The organism is Pseudomonas sp. BN607, from assembly GCF_029871175.1.
Classification (GTDB): domain Bacteria; phylum Pseudomonadota; class Gammaproteobacteria; order Pseudomonadales; family Pseudomonadaceae; genus Aquipseudomonas.
In genome coordinates this window covers 174,352-195,975 of sequence record NZ_SSOE01000065.1, presented here as the reverse complement: position 1 = coordinate 195,975, position 21,624 = coordinate 174,352, and the positions used below count along the sequence as shown (strand labels likewise).

22 protein-coding genes are annotated in these 21,624 nt (G+C 51.0%); 13 read left to right on the top strand and 9 right to left on the bottom strand.

The window, feature by feature from the left end:
• Positions 1-443: 443 nt before the first annotated feature.
• Positions 444-983, top strand: a complete 540-nt coding sequence (locus E8E68_RS22650) for a histidine phosphatase family protein (protein WP_280344999.1) — start codon at positions 444-446, stop codon at positions 981-983.
• A 183-nt stretch (positions 984-1,166) separates the two neighbouring features.
• Here E8E68_RS22650 and E8E68_RS22645 read toward each other — a convergent pair whose 3' ends face one another.
• A complete protein-coding gene (locus E8E68_RS22645) occupies positions 1,167-1,406 on the bottom strand; it encodes a hypothetical protein (RefSeq protein ID WP_280344995.1) in 240 nt (79 codons plus the stop codon).
• A 2-nt stretch (positions 1,407-1,408) separates the two neighbouring features.
• Positions 1,409-1,651 (bottom strand): hypothetical protein, encoded by a 243-nt coding sequence (locus E8E68_RS22640; RefSeq protein WP_280344992.1) that lies wholly within the window; start codon positions 1,649-1,651, stop codon positions 1,409-1,411.
• A 44-nt stretch (positions 1,652-1,695) separates the two neighbouring features.
• Here E8E68_RS22640 and E8E68_RS22635 point away from each other — a divergent pair, with 44 nt between their 5' ends.
• Positions 1,696-1,932, top strand: coding sequence for a hypothetical protein (locus tag E8E68_RS22635; protein ID WP_280344989.1), 237 nt, complete (start codon positions 1,696-1,698; stop codon positions 1,930-1,932).
• Positions 1,933-2,296: 364 nt separating this feature from the next.
• On the opposite strand, the gene E8E68_RS22630 is transcribed toward E8E68_RS22635, so the two are convergent.
• On the bottom strand, positions 2,297-3,649 hold the full coding sequence (locus tag E8E68_RS22630; RefSeq protein ID WP_280344986.1) for a HEPN domain-containing protein: 1,353 nt from the start codon (positions 3,647-3,649) through the stop codon (positions 2,297-2,299).
• A gap of 400 nt (positions 3,650-4,049) precedes the next feature.
• On the opposite strand from E8E68_RS22630, the gene E8E68_RS22625 reads away from it, so the two are divergent.
• From E8E68_RS22625 to E8E68_RS22615, 3 genes are all read left to right on the top strand, one after another.
• A complete protein-coding gene (locus E8E68_RS22625) occupies positions 4,050-5,036 on the top strand; it encodes a tyrosine-type recombinase/integrase (protein WP_280344983.1) in 987 nt (328 codons plus the stop codon).
• Between the two features lie 27 nt (positions 5,037-5,063).
• Positions 5,064-5,447 carry a hypothetical protein gene (locus E8E68_RS22620; RefSeq protein ID WP_280344980.1) on the top strand — a complete coding sequence of 128 codons (384 nt, stop codon included), beginning with the start codon at positions 5,064-5,066 and terminating at the stop codon, positions 5,445-5,447.
• Between the two features lie 78 nt (positions 5,448-5,525).
• Positions 5,526-6,026 carry a restriction endonuclease gene (locus tag E8E68_RS22615; RefSeq protein WP_280344977.1) on the top strand — a complete coding sequence of 167 codons (501 nt, stop codon included), beginning with the start codon at positions 5,526-5,528 and terminating at the stop codon, positions 6,024-6,026.
• A gap of 172 nt (positions 6,027-6,198) precedes the next feature.
• Here the strand turns inward: E8E68_RS22615 and E8E68_RS22610 are convergent, their stop codons facing one another.
• Positions 6,199-6,564: a hypothetical protein gene (locus E8E68_RS22610; RefSeq protein ID WP_280344974.1), complete on the bottom strand. Its 366-nt coding sequence runs from the start codon at positions 6,562-6,564 to the stop codon at positions 6,199-6,201.
• Positions 6,565-6,582: 18 nt separating this feature from the next.
• On the opposite strand from E8E68_RS22610, the gene E8E68_RS22605 reads away from it, so the two are divergent.
• Entirely contained in the window at positions 6,583-7,020 is a 438-nt protein-coding gene (locus E8E68_RS22605; protein ID WP_280344971.1) for a hypothetical protein, read from the top strand.
• A gap of 29 nt (positions 7,021-7,049) precedes the next feature.
• Here E8E68_RS22605 and E8E68_RS22600 read toward each other — a convergent pair whose 3' ends face one another.
• From E8E68_RS22600 to E8E68_RS22590, 3 genes are all read right to left on the bottom strand, one after another.
• Positions 7,050-8,165 (bottom strand): hypothetical protein, encoded by a 1,116-nt coding sequence (locus E8E68_RS22600; RefSeq protein WP_280344968.1) that lies wholly within the window; start codon positions 8,163-8,165, stop codon positions 7,050-7,052.
• A 76-nt stretch (positions 8,166-8,241) separates the two neighbouring features.
• Entirely contained in the window at positions 8,242-8,610 is a 369-nt protein-coding gene (locus E8E68_RS22595) for a histone-like nucleoid-structuring protein, MvaT/MvaU family (RefSeq protein ID WP_280344965.1), read from the bottom strand.
• 76 nt (positions 8,611-8,686) lie between these two features.
• A complete protein-coding gene (locus tag E8E68_RS22590; protein WP_280344962.1) occupies positions 8,687-9,568 on the bottom strand; it encodes a restriction endonuclease in 882 nt (293 codons plus the stop codon).
• 358 nt (positions 9,569-9,926) lie between these two features.
• Between E8E68_RS22590 and drt4 the strand changes: the two genes are divergently transcribed.
• Together drt4 and E8E68_RS22580 are read left to right on the top strand one after the other, a co-directional pair.
• Positions 9,927-11,573 (top strand): antiviral reverse transcriptase Drt4, encoded by a 1,647-nt coding sequence (gene drt4, locus E8E68_RS22585; RefSeq protein ID WP_280344959.1) that lies wholly within the window; start codon positions 9,927-9,929, stop codon positions 11,571-11,573.
• A gap of 204 nt (positions 11,574-11,777) precedes the next feature.
• The gene (locus tag E8E68_RS22580) at positions 11,778-12,152 is read left to right on the top strand and encodes a substrate-binding domain-containing protein (RefSeq protein ID WP_280344956.1); all 375 of its coding nucleotides are present in this window, start codon (positions 11,778-11,780) and stop codon (positions 12,150-12,152) included.
• Positions 12,153-12,232: 80 nt separating this feature from the next.
• Here the strand turns inward: E8E68_RS22580 and E8E68_RS22575 are convergent, their stop codons facing one another.
• Positions 12,233-13,525 carry a hypothetical protein gene (locus E8E68_RS22575; RefSeq protein WP_280344952.1) on the bottom strand — a complete coding sequence of 431 codons (1,293 nt, stop codon included), beginning with the start codon at positions 13,523-13,525 and terminating at the stop codon, positions 12,233-12,235.
• Positions 13,526-14,417: 892 nt separating this feature from the next.
• Entirely contained in the window at positions 14,418-15,158 is a 741-nt protein-coding gene (locus tag E8E68_RS22570; RefSeq protein WP_348530108.1) for an MFS transporter, read from the bottom strand.
• A 397-nt stretch (positions 15,159-15,555) separates the two neighbouring features.
• Here E8E68_RS22570 and E8E68_RS22565 point away from each other — a divergent pair, with 397 nt between their 5' ends.
• From E8E68_RS22565 to E8E68_RS22545, 5 genes are all read left to right on the top strand, one after another.
• The gene (locus E8E68_RS22565) at positions 15,556-16,749 is read left to right on the top strand and encodes an ABC-three component system protein (protein ID WP_280344948.1); all 1,194 of its coding nucleotides are present in this window, start codon (positions 15,556-15,558) and stop codon (positions 16,747-16,749) included.
• On the top strand, positions 16,746-17,252 hold the full coding sequence (locus tag E8E68_RS22560; RefSeq protein WP_280344945.1) for a three component ABC system middle component: 507 nt from the start codon (positions 16,746-16,748) through the stop codon (positions 17,250-17,252). The genes E8E68_RS22565 and E8E68_RS22560 overlap by 4 nt, the downstream gene beginning before the upstream one ends.
• Positions 17,236-19,218 carry a DUF3732 domain-containing protein gene (locus tag E8E68_RS22555; protein WP_280344942.1) on the top strand — a complete coding sequence of 661 codons (1,983 nt, stop codon included), beginning with the start codon at positions 17,236-17,238 and terminating at the stop codon, positions 19,216-19,218. Before E8E68_RS22560 ends, E8E68_RS22555 begins: the two co-directional genes overlap by 17 nt.
• An 84-nt stretch (positions 19,219-19,302) precedes the next feature.
• A complete protein-coding gene (locus E8E68_RS22550; protein WP_280344940.1) occupies positions 19,303-20,367 on the top strand; it encodes a hypothetical protein in 1,065 nt (354 codons plus the stop codon).
• A gap of 85 nt (positions 20,368-20,452) precedes the next feature.
• Positions 20,453-21,025, top strand: a complete 573-nt coding sequence (locus E8E68_RS22545; RefSeq protein WP_280344937.1) for a hypothetical protein — start codon at positions 20,453-20,455, stop codon at positions 21,023-21,025.
• Positions 21,026-21,624: the final 599 nt, after the last annotated feature.

Genomic DNA, 21,624 nt, shown 5'->3' with positions numbered 1-21,624 from the left:
CAACTGACTTGTGGTTGACCCTTGCAATCGAGCTCATTCGCTTGGTTCACACGGTGATTTTGCTGGTCTTCTGATAGACCTATTCGCCGGCACGGGGGATATTCCTCCCGTGCTCTAGGGGCCAACTCAAGCGCAGCTAGTGGTTCGTCGGAGAGAGTCCACCTAGCGCCTTCATTTGATAGTCAGTGACTGCTTGGAATTGTTGCTCTGCTATTAGCCGCAATCGCTCAAGGTCTGCTCCTACAGCTCCTTCAGCCTGCGCCTGGTGATAACGCCTCAAAGCTTCAACCGCATCCGAGTACATGGGATGATCCGGAGTAAGCAATTTGCTCAAATCTCTGTCCACTGCCCCACCTCAAGCTCAATGATCGATACGGTGCTCTGGTTGCCCAGATGCAAGGATGCAGGCTGATGATAGAACCCCATGACAAGGACGATAGCTGATGAAACGAGTACGGCTGATTCGGCACGGCCAGAGTGCTGCAAACGCAGGCCAAGCCAGTCGAGATCATTCAAGCATCCCTCTCACCCCGCTTGGCTTGGAACAAGCACGAGTGATCGCTGGGTCATTTACCAAGGCCCCCGACCCTATTACTGCATCACCCTTTGCACGAGCTCAGGCCACCGCCCAAGCAACTGCAGCGACCTTCCCCGGGACACCGTTTGAGACATGGGCTATCGAAGAGTTTACGTACCTTACACCCGAGCGCTGTGCCGATACGACTGTGGCCCAGAGGAAGAGCTGGGTCGATGCATACTGGCTGCAGTCCGACCCCGGCTATCGCGACGGCGCCGGCGCGGAGTCATTCCTTGATTTTGTTGCTCGAGCCCAGGCCTTTTTGGATCGGCTTGAGCAGCATCCAGCCGGTGACATCGCCGTGTTTTCTCATGGGCAATATTTGAACGCAGTCGCGTGGCTGCTGGAGAGGCGGCCTCAGGTTCTGGATGGCCAGGCGATGGCCGAGATCGAAAACCACATTTAAAATGGCGGCGGCTTCGCCCTATCACGTGGTGCAGGGGATGTACTATGGACGCTCGGCAGACGTAATTGCTGAGGGGCTAGATTGACGTCGAGCTTGGACGGGTAACGCTGGGACTACCCTCCACGAGGGCGGACAGATTCGACTGCACAGACATCGACGCGAGACCATCAGATGTTGAAGAAGCTATGCTGGGGGCGACTGGCCGTTCCCGCTAATGACTTCTAGGGGGGAGCCGCCGAGGGCGCCGAGCTGATAGTCCGTAACCGCTTGGAACTGGTGCTCGGCAATCATCCGTAAGCGATCCAACTCCACACCTGTGATCCCAGCTGCTTCAGCTTCGTGATACCGCCTCAAGGCATTCACGGCCTCGACGTACATCGGGTCATCCGGCATTAAGACATTTTTGAGATTCTTACGCTTCATAGTCATTTCGCTGCCATCGGCAATTGCTGGCTGAAGTCGATGACAACGACTTGGAGCTTTTCAGTGGCAGGGTCATCGGGCTCCCAGGGGAACCAGCTGAGCGACTCGTAGCCCATGATCTGGCCTTCCCGCACAACGTCTGGGTAGCACGCAACGGCGTCTTCCAATGCTGAGCAGTCAGATCTCGGCAGGAGAACAGGTAGGTCAGGGTCGTACTTGCGCAGCTCTTCAATTAGCTCGCCCACGTTCACATTCTTGTCCTCGAGTAGCGGCCTGATGGATGCCGATAGTGACGTACTTCAAGGTATACGCATGGGAGTGCTCTTTTGCCAGTCGTGGTAGGCAGATGGCGATCTACTCCGTGCAGGAGGACACCATCTACGTCAACGGCGTGCCTGCAGGCCTTGATCATGTTGATCGACTTGTTGAACAGCTGGTTGGGCTTAAGGGATCGCTGACCTCACAGAAGACCCTGGTGCATGCAAACAAGCTCATCGAGTTCCATATCGCTAGCTATAAGGCATAAGTCCGAGCGAAGCAGATCGCCTCCGCCTGGCTAAACATGACTGACGAGATCGCTGAGATGCAGAAGTTAGTGAATGCTCTTCATGGATTGAGTCTTCTCACTGGGGAGCGCCGCTCGACCAAACTGGAAGAGCTACACGGTCGGTACGCGGGCACACCTACTGGTGAGCTACTCGTTCGGCTATTTTGAACAGCTATTGAATGATTTAACAACTGGAATGACATTACAAGATGGCTGGCTCTGGTTGTCTAACGAAGAAGAGCACATAGCTTATATACCATGCCCGGTTAACGGCCCGGGCAACCACCGTGGAAAGCCCAAATGTCAATCCAAATGCAAGCAATAGAAGTAACCTAGAGAAGAATCACATTTCGCTAAACGCCTTCGCCGAGTCAGATCCTGAATAGGTAAACAACGCCTCAGCCGCTTTAATCAATGCAATTTTTGAAAAAAACTCCGAAATCCCCCTTAGCGCCTCAAAAGAAGTCATTCTATCGATCTTATTTCCATGTAAAATCTCAGACCGCCCATACTCATATATCTTGGTTATAGTCTCATAGAGAGTCAGATCCCGATCATAGTTCGCAACGATCTTATCTTCAGGAATTTTCGTGAGATTTGAAACCATTTTTGATATAGCGCGCGTCTTACCACCTCCACTGCTCAACACATCCAGGCATGTTCCAAACTTTGCAATCGCTATCTGGTCACTTACCTCTCGACATGCCTCACCATGCCAATCAAGCGCGGTTGACCACCTCTGGCAAAGGCCCGGGCAACCATCACCATTACCGATAAGGTCTGTCAGAATTTTGGATACAGCCTGGAAAAATTTAATGTGACTCTGATTCAAATCTTCGGGCCGGAGCAGGAACGGATTTACTTCATCCGATAATTCGAGACCCGGATTCCAGAGAAATCCATTTGTCTCTACTATGCTATGCGTCAAGATAGGAGGTCTTCTTTCGGTATAAAGAGTAAAGCTCCTAAAATACTTGGGACTACCACTAATTAGCGATATCGAATCAAGCGCAGTTCGCGCCAGAATCGTAGAGAGCTTACGAGACAGCGCTTTTCCATAACCTGTAGTAGTCACACTAACCATGGATTTTGACTTAGTCACCACTTCATAAAGCGAAGCACTCAAAGGTTTTAGCGGTAAGTCCTTATCCACTAGAGCCGCTTTTAGATTTTCACGCCAATCAGAATTATCCACCTCCATGTAATCAAATGCAGATGGCGAAAAATGAACAGAATCAATCCAGTCTAAACTTTTGGAAATCTTAACAGGGCCAATAACAAAAGGCCCATTACCCTCCAGACCAGTAAGCGCAGCGGGCAAATGACATGTAAAATCTTTGGGCAGAGTAGGTGCAAACTCCACTACAAACTTTTTTATCTCGCCCTTCAAGTAAGCAGGCAACAGGTATCTGATTGCACAGGGAGATGTGCCAGAACTCAAGAAACCGTCATAAGTCTCAATGATTGCCTTCTTAACTAAATTATGATGCTCCTTCAAATCAAGTTTAATAGAGCCCGGCAAGCCCAGTTTTAGAAGAGCTGATGATACAAGCCTGATTTTATTCTCGGTAGCGCCACTAACGCTTATTTGCCTCCCACTTTTCGCCGTATCAAAATTCGGCGAAAATGCTTCTTCGCGAGTATGCGCCTTGCTAAGTGAAACCAACGCGTCGTAAATTAATATTTCCAGCTTCATAATTACTCCTTGTGTAAGATTTCCTGAGATCCTTTCGACTTAAGGGAATTTCACTCACGTTGGGATAGGCACACCGGTGTCGAGGACGACGACTTGATGCTTTTCTACAACAGGATCATCGGGCTCCTCGAGCAACGACCTAGTGGAGGCCGCTGGCGACCCTTCCAAGGTATACGCATGGGAGCGCTTTTTTCCAGTCCTTAACGCCAGGGTTACTACAGGTGCCCTTCACTGGACAGCTAAAAGATCTACGTGATAGCTTGTACCAACCGATGTATCTGGATCGGGCGGTCGGCTCGCGAAGGCCTCAGTGCCACAGGTTGCTACACCCTTCTCAACGCACGCATTTCGACAATAGTCAGCGGGCAGCCGACGCCTCGACGTTATTGGAGAACTGCCAATGCGCGTACCAGTACATCCGAACGACCTCCTCCGTAACACTGGCTTGAAAAAGATCGCCAAAGATTTGCAAAAGCAGTGGTGCGGCTCAAGCCCCCTCGCCTACACATCAGCCCTGGAGCTTCTTGCCAAAGGACTTGGTTACAAGGACTACCAGGATCTCGCAGCTTCCGCGACTGAGCAGATGCCAGCAGATACCTTCCCAAGTCAGTCTGCAGTGCAGCAGGCACTGATGCTCGCCATTAAAGCAGCTATGACACCCAGCGACTGGTTTGCCTCAGACCAGGCTGCAATGACGCAGATAGTAGAGTCGCTACGCTTTCGCGCCCTCTCAGCCTTCAAGGTACCGCGTAGCGTTTTCCAGCCGCCACGTCATGGTGAACCGTCCATTGGGTCGGATATGCCGGTCTTGAGGGATCGAATGGCGAAGTCAGCACAACAGCTCTCCTCTCAGTTGCTAACTGATGAAGAACTCGAAGCTCTCAGTAGGGCCATCACGGCCACGGAGAGCCTGCGTGACCAGGCACTGATGAGCTGCATGATGGCCGGCCTTCGAATGGCGGAGTATCGAAGTGCGAGGCCCTGCGACTTTTCGGAGGATGATGAACGAGCTCTGTATGTTTCGCGGGGTGTCAAAAAGGCCCGAGCCATTTTCCCCGAACAATACTGGGCACCGGTGCGCCAGTACATCATCAGCGCGAATCTGGCAGAGAACGCTCTTCTGTTCCAATCCAAAAGAATCCCAGACATTTCTATGTCGCCTCTGGCACTTAAACAACTGTGCGAAGCTTGGGCGCACGAAGCTGGAATTGATCCTGCGAAAGTCAGTCCACTCACGATTCGTATGTCCGTAAGGTGGAGTGCGGCTATGGAGATGGCCAGCGTGGGTAATCCGCTTCCAATCGTGGCAAAACGAATGGGCCATCTTTCTGTATCGATGACAACGCGTTACCTGACCGGCACCTTGGAGACCAAGCGAAGCGAGTAAGGTGTGACGATCAGGGTGCGAGCGACGGTGACTAAGACAGCAATTTTTGATGCGTTCGCAACGGTTGTGCGGATAGGCCGAAGAACGAACCCATACCGCCAATTGCTGCGGGAAGGCATCAAGCAAGGCCGGCGCCCTCACTCTGGTCATGCACACGTCATCATGACGCTGAACCTGGAGCTGCATGAGCTCGCCGAGCACCTCGGCATCCGGTTTTCAGAACCTCGGCGGGTCGAGATCGAGTCCGCTCTGCAGGTCGAGCTCAACTCCATCGAGGCATATCCCAATGTAATTTCCCAAGCATGGACGCTTATGCATTGCTATCCATTCTCCAATAAGCCAGACGCTATCTGCCAAACTACCGGAGCATCCGGTCAGGGACACCCCACCAGCAGCCAGCTGGACGGGTAATTTTCAGTTTAAGGACAACACATGTTTCCACCCATGGCGAACGGTAACCTTGAAGTCACTCCGACCGAATTTTAACACTTGGTCAAGCGCTGGCTCCTCAACCAGGGTGGTGAGCTAAGCTCGCTTGAAGTCACTCATAATGCCAAAGTCGAGACTTACGACTCGACATATCAAATTGACGTCTTAGCAAAATTTAGAGCACTCGCCGGCGCAGAATTCACAGTGCTTATTGAATGCAAAAAGTACCGGGGAGCCATCGAACGCGAGCTAGTTCAGGTACTGCACGACAAGGTTAGATCTATTGGTGCTCAGAAAGGGATGCTTTTCGCGACATCGGGTTTTCAATCCGGAGCGATCAAGTACGCCAAAGCACACGGCATTGCGTTGGTTTCGATTATCGACGGCGAAGCCATGTACCAAACTCGCTCTGCTTTCTCTGTACCGAAATCGGCAGGGCGGCCAAATCTTCCGCAATTCGCGCTCTACCACGTCTGCGAAAATGACGCAGGGAATATTTCGATGAGCTCGCTCGGCAGAGGAAACAACGAGCTGGCTGAAATGCTGGGAAATTCGGCTTAACCGCTAATTGGCGAGCCGTTGCCCCGATAAACTCAGGGCACGGCCTCCATACGGGAGGTGGAGGCTCTCCTGCTGCGGATGACAGACTTGGGCCATCCGCCGCCATCAGCCAGAGCTTACTTGTAGGACTGCTACTGGAACGATTTGAATTAGCTTGTTAAAGGGCACGGGCCTACAACCCGACCTGGTTCTCCAAGCGAGCTATGCGCATGGGCCGCGTTAGCTGGTCGGCGGGCATTCTCTCAAGCAATCCAGCCACAAGGTGTTGAGCGTGTCGGCTGTACAGAGTCACCCGCTTCGGAAACTCCTCTCGAAACGGCACGACTGCGCCTACTTCGACCTGGGCAATTTTCAATAAATTAATCAGCACAGGGCCTGCCTCGTCTTCGTCGATGTACTCGACTGTAGGCCTGGCAGGAGGCCCTGCTTTTTGCCACAGTTCGACGATGAGCTGATGGAGATCGGCTTGCCCAAAATGATCCAGGGCGGCCTTCCAGAGCATGGCCTCCTCGGAAATATCGATACGGTTACCACTCATGAGACAGGAATCACCAACATGAAGCTCTACCTAGATTGTGAGTTCTCTCAGCTATCGCCGACAGCAAAGCTGATCTCGCTTGCCCTTGTTGCTGAGGATGGGCGCGAAGTCTACGTGGAATTGCTGGACAGTTGGAGCATTGAAGACTGCAGCGACTTCGTAATTGAGATTGTGCTACCGCAGCTCTGGGGCGGGGCCTACGCCATGCCTGTGCTGGCCGCACGAGACACCCTCCTGGCATTCCTTAAAGGGTTCACGGAAATGGTGGAGATTGTCACAGACGCTCCAGAATACGATTGGGAGTTGTTCTGTGAGCTGGTCTATTCAGACGGGCACTGGCCTGGCAATGTGCGGAATTGGCCTACGGATGCGACCACGCTGGACGCGCTCAACGATGGTGCTCCCCTCCCCCATCATGCGCTGCTGGATGCGCGGATCATCGCTAGCATGTTCTGAGAGTTGGGCCTCGAGTTCACATCTGGCTCTCACCTCACACGAGCATAAGTCTTACCGGAAATGACGCTGGCGATCTGCTGATGACTCGCCCCTGTCCGCTCGGCAATTTCACTTGGCTGGAAGTGACCTGCGAGCTCGCGAATCGCAGCAATCTGAGCCACAGACAATCGATCTGAACGACTGCAGATCTGAGCAGCAGCCCATGCCTCGTCCTGCCACCGTTCGCCCAGGCTCATCAGAGGGAGGTTCTTTCCCTGGTAGTTGCTCAACCATTCGCCCAAGACTCCTTCTCGCTCATCGGGAGATACGATTTCTCCTTTTCGGACTATCGAGTGCTCCCGGAGATACCTGAGGCCCGCCTTTCCACCTGGAATCATGTTAAGCCGACGCAGATCCAGCCAGTGGCCCTCAATTAGAAACTTCTCAGTGTTGTACAGCTTTTCCAGATCATCAGTAATCGCCATCACCTTGTGATGGACATAGGTGATCTGGCCTAGCGCTCTCTCCTCTCGGAATTTCCGGTGGAAGGCCAGACGGCTGCCTTTTTCCACCGCTCGCATGTGTTCTGCCCAACGAGTCTGCCACCTTCTCTTAGTGATCCCCACATAGAAAAAACCATCATCAGGGTAGGAGTTTTCCATCCCAAAAATATGCTGGTAAAGCACATAGGCTCTGTCAGGCCACTGGAGTGGTGAAAGGAGATAGTGAGCAGGTATGGAAAAAACAATGCTGGGGGACTCGACGCCCTGTACATGCCCAGTCCGCTGCATCTTCAAGGCAGGCTGGATCAAAGCCTGATCAGTGACCACGTCGAGTTGAATCAAAGGCCCCACTGCCACCTCGTTTTCAGCGAGAGGACGGCGCGACGCAAACTCATTGGCCCCGAAAAACCTATGTCCAAGTCTGACACGACGCTGAGGGCTAATGACTATCGGTCGATCTCCTAGTGCAATGAGATGTACCACTGGAATCGAATCACCTGGTAGCAGCCTCATAACCTGAGCAGGGTCACGGGCGACCTTCAACCAGTGTTGGCCATAAGCCGTGGTGCACCAGTTCGATATCAGCTTTTCCACTTCACCCAAGCGCCGATGCATCGTTTTGGGTGCCAGATGTTGCCACCAAACGCGGTTCAGCTTAACCATCGAAGACTCCACCCACGATGCCTGGATCGGCGCTTGAATATGGCGGCAGTAATTTCTCTCTGCCGCCTGCTACGGATTAGTGAGCCAACCAGCTCTCGACAGTGTCGCTACCGTATTGGGCTTTCCATTCCTTCAGCAGCTTGTGGTTGCCGCCCTTGGTCTCGATGATCTCGCCATTGTGAGGATTCTTATACTGCTTAACCTGGCGTGCACGACGCGGGGCCTTTTCAGCTACTGCTGGGGCGGCGGCACGACGGTTGGCTTGAGGATCCAGGATGTTGATAACGTCACGAAGGCTGTAGCCGTATTCTGTCAGCAAGCCACGGAGTTTGGTCTCAAATTGAATTTCTTCTTGCAGCTCGGAGCTGCCCTTCAACGCTTCAAGCTCTGCCAGCTGGGCAGCCAATTGCTGTTCGAGTTGACGGAACTCTGCGAGACGAGACATAGGTAGTCCTTGAATGTTTTGAGGAAACAGGCTGACATCCTAAACCATCGAGGGCTACTTTGTTCCCGAGTTACGCTCAAGCCTCAAAAAGCTCGTCCAACGTAACGAAGGCAGCTCCAGTTTCAGCTGCGGCCCGCACTTTGCGCTCGATCACGTCCGCAATTGGAATTCGCCTCCCAAGCGCCTTGTAGATATCCTCGCCGGACATGCAGATCACTTTTCGGCCACGGCCAAATGCTTGTAAACCCACCGAGGTGAAGCCTCCATAGCTGATGAACAAGCCACGTGCCCACGCAGCCTTCTGGTCGACCTTCCCGTGAAAACCGTTGAGTTCATTGGCGCCAATGGGATCCCTAACCCATTTCGCCTCGACCAGGTAGGTCTCGTCCCCGAGCTGAAAGCTACCGTCTATTTGCTCACCAACCAGCCGGAACGGTGCACGCGCCTGTAGCCTTGAGCTGTCGAACAAGTCCTTCAAAAAACCTTCGAACGCATAGCCACGGGCATGAGGAGGCAACTCCCGGATATCGTACAGCCGCTTCTTCAAACCGTCGTACACTGGCCCCTGATCTGCAATAGCTGCAGCGGCAAGCGGATTTTCTATAGCAGCGCCCACCTGACCGGGCGAGCGAGCCGACTCCAGAAGCGAAAGAAAACGCCCTTCGGCGTTCACGATGGTCTCCTCAGCATTGGTCTCCTGACGCAATGTTTGGCGGTAAGTCCACAGGGCCTCCAGCACCCGGCAAGCAGTGGTCTTGTCTACATTTTGTAGGAGATAACGCAAGCGCTTGGCCTTGGAGGTTCCATCCTTCGTGAACATCTCGTGATCAATGTCAATGTTGAGCTCCTCAAGGAAAAACAGGCTCATGGTTCGGTCGGAGAAGTCAAGAACGTACCCTCCCCCCATGTCAAAAACCGAATCGATGAACCGCATCTCAGTGGACTTAAAATTTGCCATACCTTGCCTTTCCTTACCCCCGCAGCATAGTCACAGAGCAGCGTAAAATCGCTCAGTCAGCCTCAAGTGTAGAACCCCATCCAAGGTAGGGACGGTTCAGAGGGCAGGACTCGAATCTATGGCAAAGTGAGCCAGATGAGGAGCCAGTTTTTTCCCTACCCTTCGCCCTACACCGCTCGACAGGTGACCGTCATTTGAAAATTCACCACATAACTAAATTTAGCGGGCGCCCATCTTCGCCAGACTGCGCTCTTGAGGAGCAGAGCAAATGGTAGTAGTGATTTTCAATAGAGTTTATGCGATAACTCGGGCCACCAGTCCCACGCTATCGATTTAACACTGCAGGAGGCATTTAGTCGTGAAAGAGTTTACTGCCCCATCATCAAACATCGCTGTTTTTCATGATGAGGAAAGGCATTTCCTAGAGGCCCTGACCCGCTGGAACTACTTCCCCAACCAAAAAGACTCATCTACCGAATTACCACCCTGCTTTTCAACAAGACGCTTCACACCAGAAATTGCGGAAGAACTGGCGCAATCAGCACTATCTAGGGATCGCAGAACCTACTGGTTTGACATGGTGGAATACCGAGCAACGCGATTCAACAATGTACCCAGAGTGCTAGGACTGATTCACCCCCTGGCATACTCAAGAATTTACGCCAAGATAAAAGAGCACAGACAAGAAATCTGCGAATTGATGCAAGATGAAAACAGCGCCATTGCAGCACAGCAGCACAATGATGGGCGTCTATTCATCATGAACTATGAAGACCACGAGACCAAAACTAAAAACAACTTAGAAATTAGTTTTGCCGCTGGCTTCAGAGCACATGCCGACGTAGCAAATTGCTTCGGATCGATTTATACCCATTCACTGGAATGGGCCATTCAAGGATATGACAAGGCCAAGGAGCGGCTGCGTGATCGCAGAAATGGGCATTGGAGTTCCGAGCTTGATACAGTGCTGCGAAATGCAAAACGCAATGAGACGTCTGGCCTACCTATTGGCCCCTGCACCTCTAGTATCGCAGTAGAAATAATACTTGCCGCAGTCGATAAAGAGCTTGCTAAAAATTTCCGCTTCGTGCGATACATCGATGACTACACGGCATTTTGCGATACACACCTAGAGGCACAGGAATTCATCAGAGCTCTTAATATTGAGCTAGCCAAATATCGTCTTTCCCTTAATTTAAACAAAACCAAAGTTACCGAACTACCAGAGCCATCAATCGACTCTTGGGTCACGAAGCTCAACAATGCGACTCCCTGGAGAACCGATTCCAATGGTGCCGCAACGTTATACACACATGAAGCGATAAACTTTTTAGACTACGCCGTACAACTAAACAAGGCCGAACCTGATGGCAGCGTTTTAAAGCTCGCTGTCGGACTGATTTGCCATAGAGCACAAGGCGATACTGCTGGGACAGTATTCCAATACGTCCTTAACCTGGCTTGGCATTATCCAACTCTCCTGCCAATGCTGGAGAAAATTGATGCCACTTCTGATTACTATGACAAGGATCTCGTGGTTAAAAAGCTTAATAAAATTCTTGAAATCAACGCGATACACCGGCGCACTGACGGGATGTGCTGGGCGATGTACTACCTAAACAACTTAAAGTCCCAGCCAACACCAGAAAATGTAAACCTAGTGATCCAAACTTCAGATGCAGCTGCAATCACATTACTCAGCACCTTCGAATCTGGAATAAAATCAACAGTCGCATATGCAAATGCGATCATCGCGAATAGCACTCTCTACGAGCTTGATCAAAACTGGATCCTACTATATCAACTATATTTCAGCGAAAAAATCAGCAACCCTTACGATGACGATCTAACTTTTAACATCCTAAAGCATCATGACGTTCAATTTTTAAATCCTCCCGAAAAAAGCTCTAAAGCTGAAGATTATTGCTTCTACTACTCCAATCCATTCAGAGATGAAGGTGAACTCCCGGTTAGCTTTCAGGATTACCTGAAAGGAAAGCTCTGATTCTAGGCAAGCAGTCTTTAACATTACGCATTACAGTTGGGGTACCATGACGCAGTTCCATTCTACTATGTACTCGCAGAGTGGTACGATGGGCAGTTCAATATTTCAGCGACCCACTGTTCACAGCCTTCACACATCCATTAACGGACACTCCAGCTATCTCTACATGTGATAGGCCTTGCCCGCCTGGTAGCGGGCTTTCTTTTGCCTGGAACAGCGTCCGGCTACATCGAATGCCTGGAGAAGAGTGGGATTACGCCAGACCCTGACTGGATGATCGAAACGGCGATCAGCCTGGCAGGTGGCAAGGATGGGATGAGTCGGCTACTCGACATGGAGCGCCGTCCGACCGGGGTTGTCTGCTACAACGACCTGAACGCAACTGGAGCAATTAGCGAACTGGGGAACCGTGGGCTCAAGGCCGGTGAGGACATTGCCTTGATCGGCAGCGATGGGGTCGCCAGCTCAGCATACTGCAACCCTCCCCTCACCACTGTGGCACTCGAGCCGGAGCGGCTTGGAGAGGTTGCCAGCGAAATGCTCATGAAGCGGCTCAAGAATCCAGACGCCCAGCGATGAAGTTTTTGCTCAAGCCGAGGCTGATCGTGCGGGACAACTGCGGCGCAAAACAGGCATAAGAACGTATTTTACGTCGACCATTAACTCAGACGAAGTTTACGCCCATTAGAGCCAGACAACTTATCCGCATGAACAAACACGGACGCGTAAAACACATCCTCATGCGATGGAGACATAACAACACCCGCATCTCTTGTCATTTGACAATAGAGACCAACCATTCGGAAAATCGTTTTTCTCAAAGTTGAGTGACTTCGATAAAGCGTATCTGCGTTAATGCTCAATCCAAAGCCAAGAATCTGCTTTCGAACCGCCTCACTAATAGTATAGCTATTATCACAAGCGTTAAAAATTGCAGGGATTTTCAACTCTGATATCAGGAACTCTTGGACACCCGTGATATCAGGGTCGCACCGCTCCTGAGCTGCAGCGTAATATTCGTAGCCGATCTGTTTATCTACCATCACGCCGCCGAGAACCCCTGGCCAACTGGCTAAGGTTCCGGGGTGCATACGAAGCCTAGATTTGCGCTTTCCAAAATCCTCGAAAAAACGCCTTACCTCATCTTGGTTAGTTATATCACGAACAGCCAATGATGGAATTCCCCGCAAGCTCGCCTTTGTTCTAGATTCATTAAAAACCCTTTGAACATCAAGCACCTGATCAACCGCAGCCTCACTTAATTCAAAGTGCGGATGATCAAGAAACACGGCAATCGAATTATCCTTACTTATAGAGACCTTGAAATAGTTAGAAACCATTTCATGGTCAGCAACCAATATCAGCCGCTGTATAAACCCCTCACTAAAATCAGCCTTTAATCTATCTTGGCCATTTTTAGTTACCGCCAAAACCCCGGCCCCTGCAAGCCAGCAATAGATATCGACAGAGGAATTTTGAAACTCTCGAACGAAGCAGCGCCTACTCAGATCGCGCCTCACTAACGGAGAGTATTTTAGAAACTCTTCTTTCAATGTTTCAGATATCACCTCGGCGTAGTCAGCTTCAATGCCTGTTGACTTACTTACAAGAACAAGCATCACTGCCATCTGAAATACTTTTGTATAACTCTCTATAGCCTCTATAGTTTCTGCTGGAAGATCGCAAGGCTGAACATCAACAGGGCATACTTTGAACCATTCATCAGCCTTATTTGCCAAGCTTATCTCGAGGAAGCAGTAAGCCAAGTGCGTGATGACTTCAGCCTCTCTTCCTGAGAATTTTCTTTCAGCCATGCCCCTGACACGCTCGATAACCGTGTCCAGTTGTCCACGCTCCTCGAAGGTCATGCCTTGCGAAACTACAAGGTCATGAAACGTCATCTGATCCAGAAAATCTAACCCAGCCTTTTGGGCCTTCGTGATCCGAGCCATTTAAGCTTTCCCCGCCTTTTCCATTTCAGCGACACCTACCGCCGCTCCAACACTCGCCGCAGCCCCGACTGCCGCTCCTGCCGTAGCGATTGTCACTGCCCCTGCAGCCATTCCACCCCCGCCGGCTGCAATCGCCCCACCGCCAAGCGCTGCAAGCGATGCGTTAGTTAATGCAGCCCCTGTCAGCGAGCTGATTGCAGTGCCGGAAGCCGTGGCGCCCAATAGTCCGGTTGATCCAATAGTGGCGGCGATTGGGCCTGCGCACGCTCCCGCAATTCCCCCCGTTGCTAGAGTAGCTACGCAAACGAGCGCCACCTTTCCAGGGTGTTCCACTACCGTTTCGACTGCTGAACTGGCCAGGTACCCGACGGTATCGACTGCGGTCACAGCCATGTCGCCTACGGCACTGACGGCACCACCAACAACGTTAAAAACTGAATCGAAGAACGACATAGATAGCTCCAAGCTCTGTTCAGATGATGTACCTGAATGACATGGGCACTATTTTGTCGACGTGGTTGAACGCGGACTATTGGCAAAAAAATCGCACTTTTTCCTACACTAGATCAGTATTTTTCGGCCATCCCACTGCAGAGTCATGTGTTGAAACATCAGGCTTGCTTACTCGCTACGCCAAGGCGCTGATAGGAGTAGCGTAACGACCTCAAGGGTAACAGAGCAAGAAGCGCTGCCACGACTCCAGCCCAAGGCGTAAGCACCATCTCCCCATAGGCGACAAGCGCACTGCCGAAACCTCACGCAACGAAATGCCCAGGTTGAACGCCGAGATATTCAGCGCTGACGCGAAGTCGACGGCCTTTGGTGTGAGCCACTCTGCAGTAGCCAGCATTCCGCTTTGCACAGCCGGCGAAATGCCAAATGCCAGTCCCCCTCAGACGAACAACACCAGGATGGTCGGGATCTGGAGATGCATCACCAGGCCCAGAATCGCAAGCACCACCGCCAACGAGACCAGGAGCCAGCGCAATGCGGTTCTCCATCCGAATTTGGAGGCGATTCGCCCGCCCAGCAGATTGCCTACCACGGTCGCACCACCGAATACGATCAACAGCAAACTCGCGGTTGGCCCAGAGAACCTGGTGATATCGGTAAGGATCGGCGTGATGAAGGTGAAGGCGGGAAGTGAGGCACCGAAGCCCAACACGGTGACCAACATCATGGGGATGATCGCTGGGTGGACTGCTGCCGAGAGCTGCGTCAGTGGCTTCACAGACTCAGGCACCGACATGCTTGACAGCCAGATCGTGGCCGCAATAAAACTTAGCAGCGCCAGGCCAACGACAGCGAAGAAAGGCAGACGCCAGCCGAAACCGTTGCCCAGGAAACTCCCCAGCGGCACACCGACGACCATGGCCAGGGTTAAGCCGGCGAACATCGCTGCAATCGCGTTGCTGGCCTGTCCTTTAGGGGCAAGGCGCGCTGCAACGGTCGCCCCAATGGCGAAGAGGCTACCGTGCGCCACTGCGGTGATAACCCTACCCAACAGCAGAGATGAGTAGTCTGCGGAAAGTGCAGACAGCAAATTGCCGGCCAGGAAGACACCGATCAAGCCGAGTAGAACGGGCTTGCGAGGAAATCTCACAAGCGCCAGAACCAGCAACGGTGTACCCACAGCCAAAGCCAAAAGATACCGACCACCGGACGGTGCTGTCGCAACACGCTGAGATGGGCGGCTCGCTAGCCACGCATTTGGCCACTGCATACCCCATGGCATTGCAATGCAAACTGAACATCGTCTTACCTCCTCCTACGCCGGCAGCCCCTACCCACTGAAGCAGGAAATGAACTCGGTCAACTGGAAAGTAGTAATCAAAATTTGCAGTCGCCGAAAACTGTATATAAACACAGTAAAATTATCTATTGCGTTAAATATTGAGTCTCAGGCATCTCAATCCAGCCCGAAAGGTGGCTCAATGCCACTAATAATTGTAGATTCCTTCCCTGGCGCTGGTTAAGGCTTCGCCACCGCGCTACAGGACGCCCAGTGCGATTTTCCAAGAGAAGGAACCATGGACAACACAGAAGCCAGCGCAAGCATTGCCGGATTCGGCTATCAGTTCGAGCGTGCGCTTTACAGAATTTTTCATAGCAGTCATCGGGACGCTCTGTTCGGAATCGAAACAGCTGATGATGTTGAAGAGGTCATCCCTACTGCGACTGGAACAATTTCCATTCAGGAGCAGGATAAGCTGACCCTTGCAGCCAAGAATCCTCTGCAGGACAGTAGCCGGAACTTGTGGAACACCCTCAAGAACTGGCTGGACAAGCTCGAGCAATCGCAGTGGAGCCACCAAGAGCTCCTTTTCATGCTTGTCACCAATGGTTCAGTTAGCGAGGGCAGCCTAGCTCACAGACTTTCAGCCGCCTCGAGCACTGAAAGTGTAGCCGCAGCAATCTCTCACCTTCGTGCACAGGCCTTGATTATGAAAGGCACTGTCGCGGAGATCGCTGCCAAGGTGACGGCTTATGATGACAAGTCGCTGGCCTACGTCATCACTCGTTTCGAGTTGATTCACAGGCTAGGGTCTGACTCTATCACTGAGGCGATGTACACAGCCCTACAGCTCCCAGACGGGCTGGATGATCATAAGAAAATCATCTTGGATAGCCTTTCAGGCCATCTGTTCAACGCGGCCCTTGAATCGTGGCGCCGTAAAGAACCGTTCTGGACGACGGCACAGCCTTATTTCAATCGCAAGCAGATTCTTTTTGACAAATTCCTCAGCGAAACATGGACGGCGAGGAAGCTGGAGGACACTGGCTATCGAGAGCTGATGGATTTCAACCGCGAGCTTCAATTGCCCTTTATTGCTCAGCTTAAAGAGCTAGGGATTATGGAGCGCTCCATCGAAAAAGAGCTGGGTCACTATTGGGGCGGGTACGCAGAGCGTTCCAGACTGTTGCTCAAAGGGAAGATTCTCCCTCAGCACTTTGACGACCTTGAAGAAATGCTGCGCGACCGCTGGGACAACCTCCGGGAGGTCTATTCGAACGATACGGAGATCCCGTTCGAGGACTTTTCCAAGGCTGATCACAAGAAGATTTATCTGGCGACCACCTCTCCGGAGAAATTCACCATCGAGCTAGGCCGGCTCAAATCGAACCATCGCTACCTGTATCTAGGCACCTACCACCACCAGGTGAACGACGACGGTACCAATCACCCAGTTCACTGGCACCCAACGGAAGGTAAGAAACCTTGAACCGGCCCTACTTGGACAGATACATCGTCCACAACACCTCCCTCTCATGTTTCTTGCTGGTGCTCTTCGTTCAGCAGTACGAGCTGGAGGCATCAGAGCACCCTCTCGACCTCGTGAAGCTGAAGCTCGTTCTCCCATTTGTCTGGGACGAGGCATCGCGAGGGTCGCTATGTAGCCGTAACGCCAGATCCAAGCTGGACGCCGTTCTGCGCGAGGCGCCTGAGCTGAAGGTTGACCTGGAGCAGCGGGTTGCATCTCGAGCAGCAGTGACTGTTCAGGGATTAAACCTCGCCGTGTCCACGAAGCTGCTCGCTGTCACTCAGCGTGAAAATGATCTCCCAGTCTTCAGCAACCTCAGCGACCGCTGGCCAAAAGGCACAAAGTCAGCCCTCCCCAAGGAGATGGTGTCGACTGTAAACCGCCTGGCCAATTGGTACGCCGGGGTCGACACCCCGACGCTTATTAAGCTTTTCTTCGGTATTTCTAATGAAATTTCACATTGACTCAGTAATTCTTTGGCCCAGAAACCAGAATAACGAGATCCAAGAGATCTCATTTGAAAAGTCAAAGATCAATATCATTCACGGCCTTAGCCGCACCGGCAAATCGTCGATCCTGCACGTTATCGACTACGCTTTGGGGTCGACAAAGTGCCAGATCCCGATTGGTGTCATCCGGAACAAGGTCATGTGGTTCGGCCTCAAGGTAACCCTACGAGGAGAAACCTGGCTGATTGCTCGGAAGGGGCCAAAAGATGGTACCCCTTCCAACGACTACTACTTCGAGCCGTTTACCGGGATACTCCCGGAAATCGTACCTACCAAGACCACCAGGGCGATTTTCAAAGACAAGTTCAACAACCTGACTCGGGTGAGTGACCTACCTCACTCAGACGCTGAAAAAACCAGCCGACTCGATGCTCGTACATCGTTCAGGGACTTGGCTGCCTTCAATTTCCTACCACAACACATTGTCGCCAACCCCAACACCCTCTTCTTCAAGGCAGACACTTGGACTCACCGCGAGAAACTGATTCGAGCGATGCCCTATGCTTTGGGTATCGTAGATGCCCAGTACGTGATGAATGAGCGCCGACGTGATGAGGCGGCCAAGGAGCTCGAGAGCCTCAAAAAGGAACTCACAGTCGTTGAAAAATCCAAGGCTCACTGGAAAACCGAAGTCGATCGCAACTTGGACAAGTGCATCGAGATCGGCCTGTTGGATGCAGACATTCCAGACATCCTTGACTCCAAAATTGCCAAGCTTAGATCGGTAGTTCAGGCGTATAAGGACAGGCGCCTTGAACAGACCCTTGTCGAACCCAAACGCCTGCACATCAACGAGCGTTTTAATGCAGCGGTAGCGAAGGAAACTGAACAGCAGCGCGTTGTCGACGACCTTGGTGAAGAAATAAGCGGCTACACCAGCCTCGCCCAAAGCGGTCAGCAGTTCGTCAAAGCTGTGAACCTAGAAAAAAATCACGTGGTCGGCTTGAATTGGTTGAAAAAAAGCTTCGAACCGGGAGGACAGTGTGTTGCCTGCGGTTCTCCCTCTGACAGCATGAGTTTGGTGATCAATAATCTGGAGACGAAAGTAAATCAGATCACTCGAGTAGCCGATATCCTTGAGCAGAACCCAGCCTTCGACAACAAGCTCTCGTCTCTTAAGAGAAACCTTGCTGCAGAGGAAAAGAAGCTCCATGGCATCCGCGCAGATAAGAATGCGATCCTGGCAGAGGACGAGAAGCTGCGAAATGCCGTTGGTGAAATCTATTACCTGGCAGGGACGATCTCTGAAGTCCTGAAAAAGATCGGACAGACTTCTGCCGATGAAGCCATCACTGACCGCATGAAGGTCGTAACCAGCAAGATCAATGACCTCGACAGGGTCATGAGCAAGACAAATCGTCAAGCCCGAGAAAATTACGTCGATCAGAAAGTCGGAGAACTTATAGAGCACTACGCCGATACCTTCGGCAACCTTGAAGGAGCGGCGAACTCTGTCCTCAAGCTGGATCGGAAGGAACTGACCATTCGATTCGACAAAGAATTCAGGCAATTCGACTATCTTTGGGAAGTCGGGAGCGGCGCGAACTGGATGGGCTACCACATTGCCGCGTTCCTAGGCATCCACGAGTACCTTCTCGAAGAGGAAAATCAGCATCTGCCACCTCTCAGCTTCCTAGTAATAGACCAGCCCAGCCAGGTCTATTTCCCGAGCAGCGATCAAGGAGCCAACGCCTTGGACTCAGACATCGCTACGCTTCGAGAACACCGAACTGAGGATCTGATCGCCACTCGACGAATCTTTGAAGTGCTGGGAGAAGCGATCAAACGAACAAATGCCGACCTCCAGATCATCGTGCTGGAGCACGCTGGCAAGGACATCTGGAGCGGAATACCACACACCCACTCTGCTGCTTCTTGGAGCAAGAAAGGTGATGGGTTGATCCCTTCCACCTGGGTATAGGTCTATCAAATTGATCCTGAAGAAGGCAACCGGCCTTCTTCTCTAAAATGAGCTATTATTTCTTCAAATAACTAATACCCACTTATGAACCTGAACGAAATAAAAAAGCAATACGATCATCTCGACGAACGAAATGAACAGGTGGGCATCCCCATTAATTACTTGCTATTCCACCTTGACGAAACATTTTCCAAAAGCAGCGACAAGCTGTTAGCTGACTACTTGGATAGCTACTCTGACGTAAAAAAATGGATTATTGTTTCCGACTATGTGATAGGCGATAAAAAAAAGCCGAATGACACCGTGGTTTTTTCCATAATCCCTGGCGATGTCGATATAGAAAAAATCTTCTCAACAATCGATAGAATGGCCCCTGTCGACATAAAAAAAACAAGAGAAGTCAGTGGTGAATTCTTAGAGTTTCTCTCCAACGGGCCCGTCTTCAATATATGCATAAAGCTCAACAAAAACAGGAAGCTACACAGCGACGAGCGCTCATACCACAATGCAAAAATTAATTCGATTATTGCACAACTTGAAATTTGGTGTAGAACTACGCCTGAGCGCCAATCCGACTACATACAGTCCATCAAAAAACTCAAAGCCGTACAAAAAATAATTAACTCCCCCGCGCCAAACTATAAACAATTCAGAGACATCGAAGTAGTATCAACACTTGCCGCCTATTTCATGGCAAAGATAACCTCCCGCATTAACACAAAATTAATTGGATGGTTTTCGGATAGAGACGCAATGCTAAGCTTCAAACATGACAAAATAGGCAACTACCTGTTCACTTGCACTGAATACCTCCACTACACCATCACTCTTAACTCCCAAAATGAATACCATGGCGAAATCACGTTCGGAGTACCAGAGGCCGAAGGCAAAATGTGGTACGACTCACTCATCAGAATTCCGGACTTGCTCGCTGGCACATTTGCTGACTATGACTACAAAGACAACAAACTCACGCACGACAAATATGTGCCTGTCGTAGAAAACCTATTTACTGCGGAGAAAAGAAATATTTTCTTCCGTCTAGATTTTATACCCAAGCCAGAGTCTGCGCGACTTACATGGCAAAAGCAGTCAGACATCTCAGATGGGATCGAGAGCCCGAACCGATTGCTATGCCAATTCAAGTAACGGCACAGACAACGAAAAATTACAACTGCAACCAAAATAAATCAGGCCACTCTGCACCCACATGTTTAAAATTATAAAATCATCCATGAAATTCATAGAAGATCACTTCGACCGCGTCAGCCCGCATCCATTTTTTGCCTGGCTCATTGTAAGCATAACATTCATTTTCCTATCTCCTTCCGAACTAACAATAGAGTTTGTCAAAGCAAACTCAACCTATCTTAACATTACATACGGCGCAGTAATCAGCACCCTAATCATGCTAATTTGTTGCATGCTTATTGGATATACGAGTCTCAAAGAAAAGCCTTTAAAAATTCTTTATTCAGTATCCAGGTTGTTTTCGGACACAGCAATGGGTGCTGCTGGATTCATTGCAGCAAACGGCATATACAATGAGCAGTATCTCGCTGTAACCTTGTTGGTATCTGGAGTATTTCTATACACGCTTACTGGAAACCATATTTACCATAGCATCTTCAACGAAAACAAAGGCAGCCGCAGTTTTTTCAAAAAAGTTGATGAGGAGTCGAATACAAGAGTAGGCACAGGCTTAGCCGAACGAGACATTGAGAGAAAGGTATTAGCAATCGCATCTGCCATTACAATAGCAGTAACTGCCTGGCTCGTATTAACATTGTATTTAGTCAGACACTAAGCCTACAGGAAAGTAACAAGCACAACACGCAGCCCAAGAACGTCGTAAACGTGCATTAGGCAGAAACCTCACATTGCCGAGCGCGCAGGCTACGATGGCCGTAGAGGTGAGGATGGAAGCCCGCAGGGCCAAGCCCCGATCAATGGGGCTTGGTTCACGGCAGCCGTCCCAGAGCCCCCCCAATTGCGCGGTGCAGCTTGCTGAAGCGCTCTACTAACTTTGCTGGAGCAATCGACTGCCACGTTTCAAGCACGGTAGTTTTATAGAAAAGATTAATTCCCATCCCTACAAAAAATGCCGGAATTAAGCACGCAAGAGAAAATGCACATCGCGTTACATCACCAGCATATTCTGCAAACCCATTCACAGAGCTCTAATGATAACCATCGACAATCGAGCCCAGGCCAAAGAAGAACGCAACCCAAGCTACAATAAAAGCCACTGCGGAAGTTACCGCCGCGTTGGCCCAGATGTTAGGTTGTGAGGGTATCGCAGGCTCGACGCTTTTATGACGGCACCGGTAGCAGGCTGAACAGAATATACAAAGCTCTTTTTAACCTTATTCCTTAAACTTACTATTACCTAAAGCTCGTAATACT

Bases quoted from the DNA above. Each gene is read 5' to 3' on its own strand.
- E8E68_RS22650 (WP_280344999.1), top strand. From the start codon at position 444: ATGAAACGAGTACGGCTGATTCGGCACGGCCAGAGTGCTGCAAACGCA.
- E8E68_RS22645 (WP_280344995.1), bottom strand. From the start codon at position 1,406: ATGAAGCGTAAGAATCTCAAAAATGTCTTAATGCCGGATGACCCGATG.
- E8E68_RS22630 (WP_280344986.1), bottom strand. From the start codon at position 3,649: ATGAAGCTGGAAATATTAATTTACGACGCGTTGGTTTCACTTAGCAAG.
- E8E68_RS22625 (WP_280344983.1), top strand. From the start codon at position 4,050: ATGCGCGTACCAGTACATCCGAACGACCTCCTCCGTAACACTGGCTTG.
- E8E68_RS22610 (WP_280344974.1), bottom strand. From the start codon at position 6,564: ATGAGTGGTAACCGTATCGATATTTCCGAGGAGGCCATGCTCTGGAAG.
- E8E68_RS22605 (WP_280344971.1), top strand. From the start codon at position 6,583: ATGAAGCTCTACCTAGATTGTGAGTTCTCTCAGCTATCGCCGACAGCA.
- E8E68_RS22600 (WP_280344968.1), bottom strand. From the start codon at position 8,165: ATGGTTAAGCTGAACCGCGTTTGGTGGCAACATCTGGCACCCAAAACG.
- E8E68_RS22595 (WP_280344965.1), bottom strand. From the start codon at position 8,610: ATGTCTCGTCTCGCAGAGTTCCGTCAACTCGAACAGCAATTGGCTGCC.
- E8E68_RS22590 (WP_280344962.1), bottom strand. From the start codon at position 9,568: ATGGCAAATTTTAAGTCCACTGAGATGCGGTTCATCGATTCGGTTTTT.
- E8E68_RS22575 (WP_280344952.1), bottom strand. From the start codon at position 13,525: ATGGCTCGGATCACGAAGGCCCAAAAGGCTGGGTTAGATTTTCTGGAT.
- E8E68_RS22565 (WP_280344948.1), top strand. From the start codon at position 15,556: ATGGACAACACAGAAGCCAGCGCAAGCATTGCCGGATTCGGCTATCAG.
- E8E68_RS22555 (WP_280344942.1), top strand. From the start codon at position 17,236: ATGAAATTTCACATTGACTCAGTAATTCTTTGGCCCAGAAACCAGAAT.
- E8E68_RS22550 (WP_280344940.1), top strand. From the start codon at position 19,303: ATGAACCTGAACGAAATAAAAAAGCAATACGATCATCTCGACGAACGA.
- E8E68_RS22545 (WP_280344937.1), top strand. From the start codon at position 20,453: ATGAAATTCATAGAAGATCACTTCGACCGCGTCAGCCCGCATCCATTT.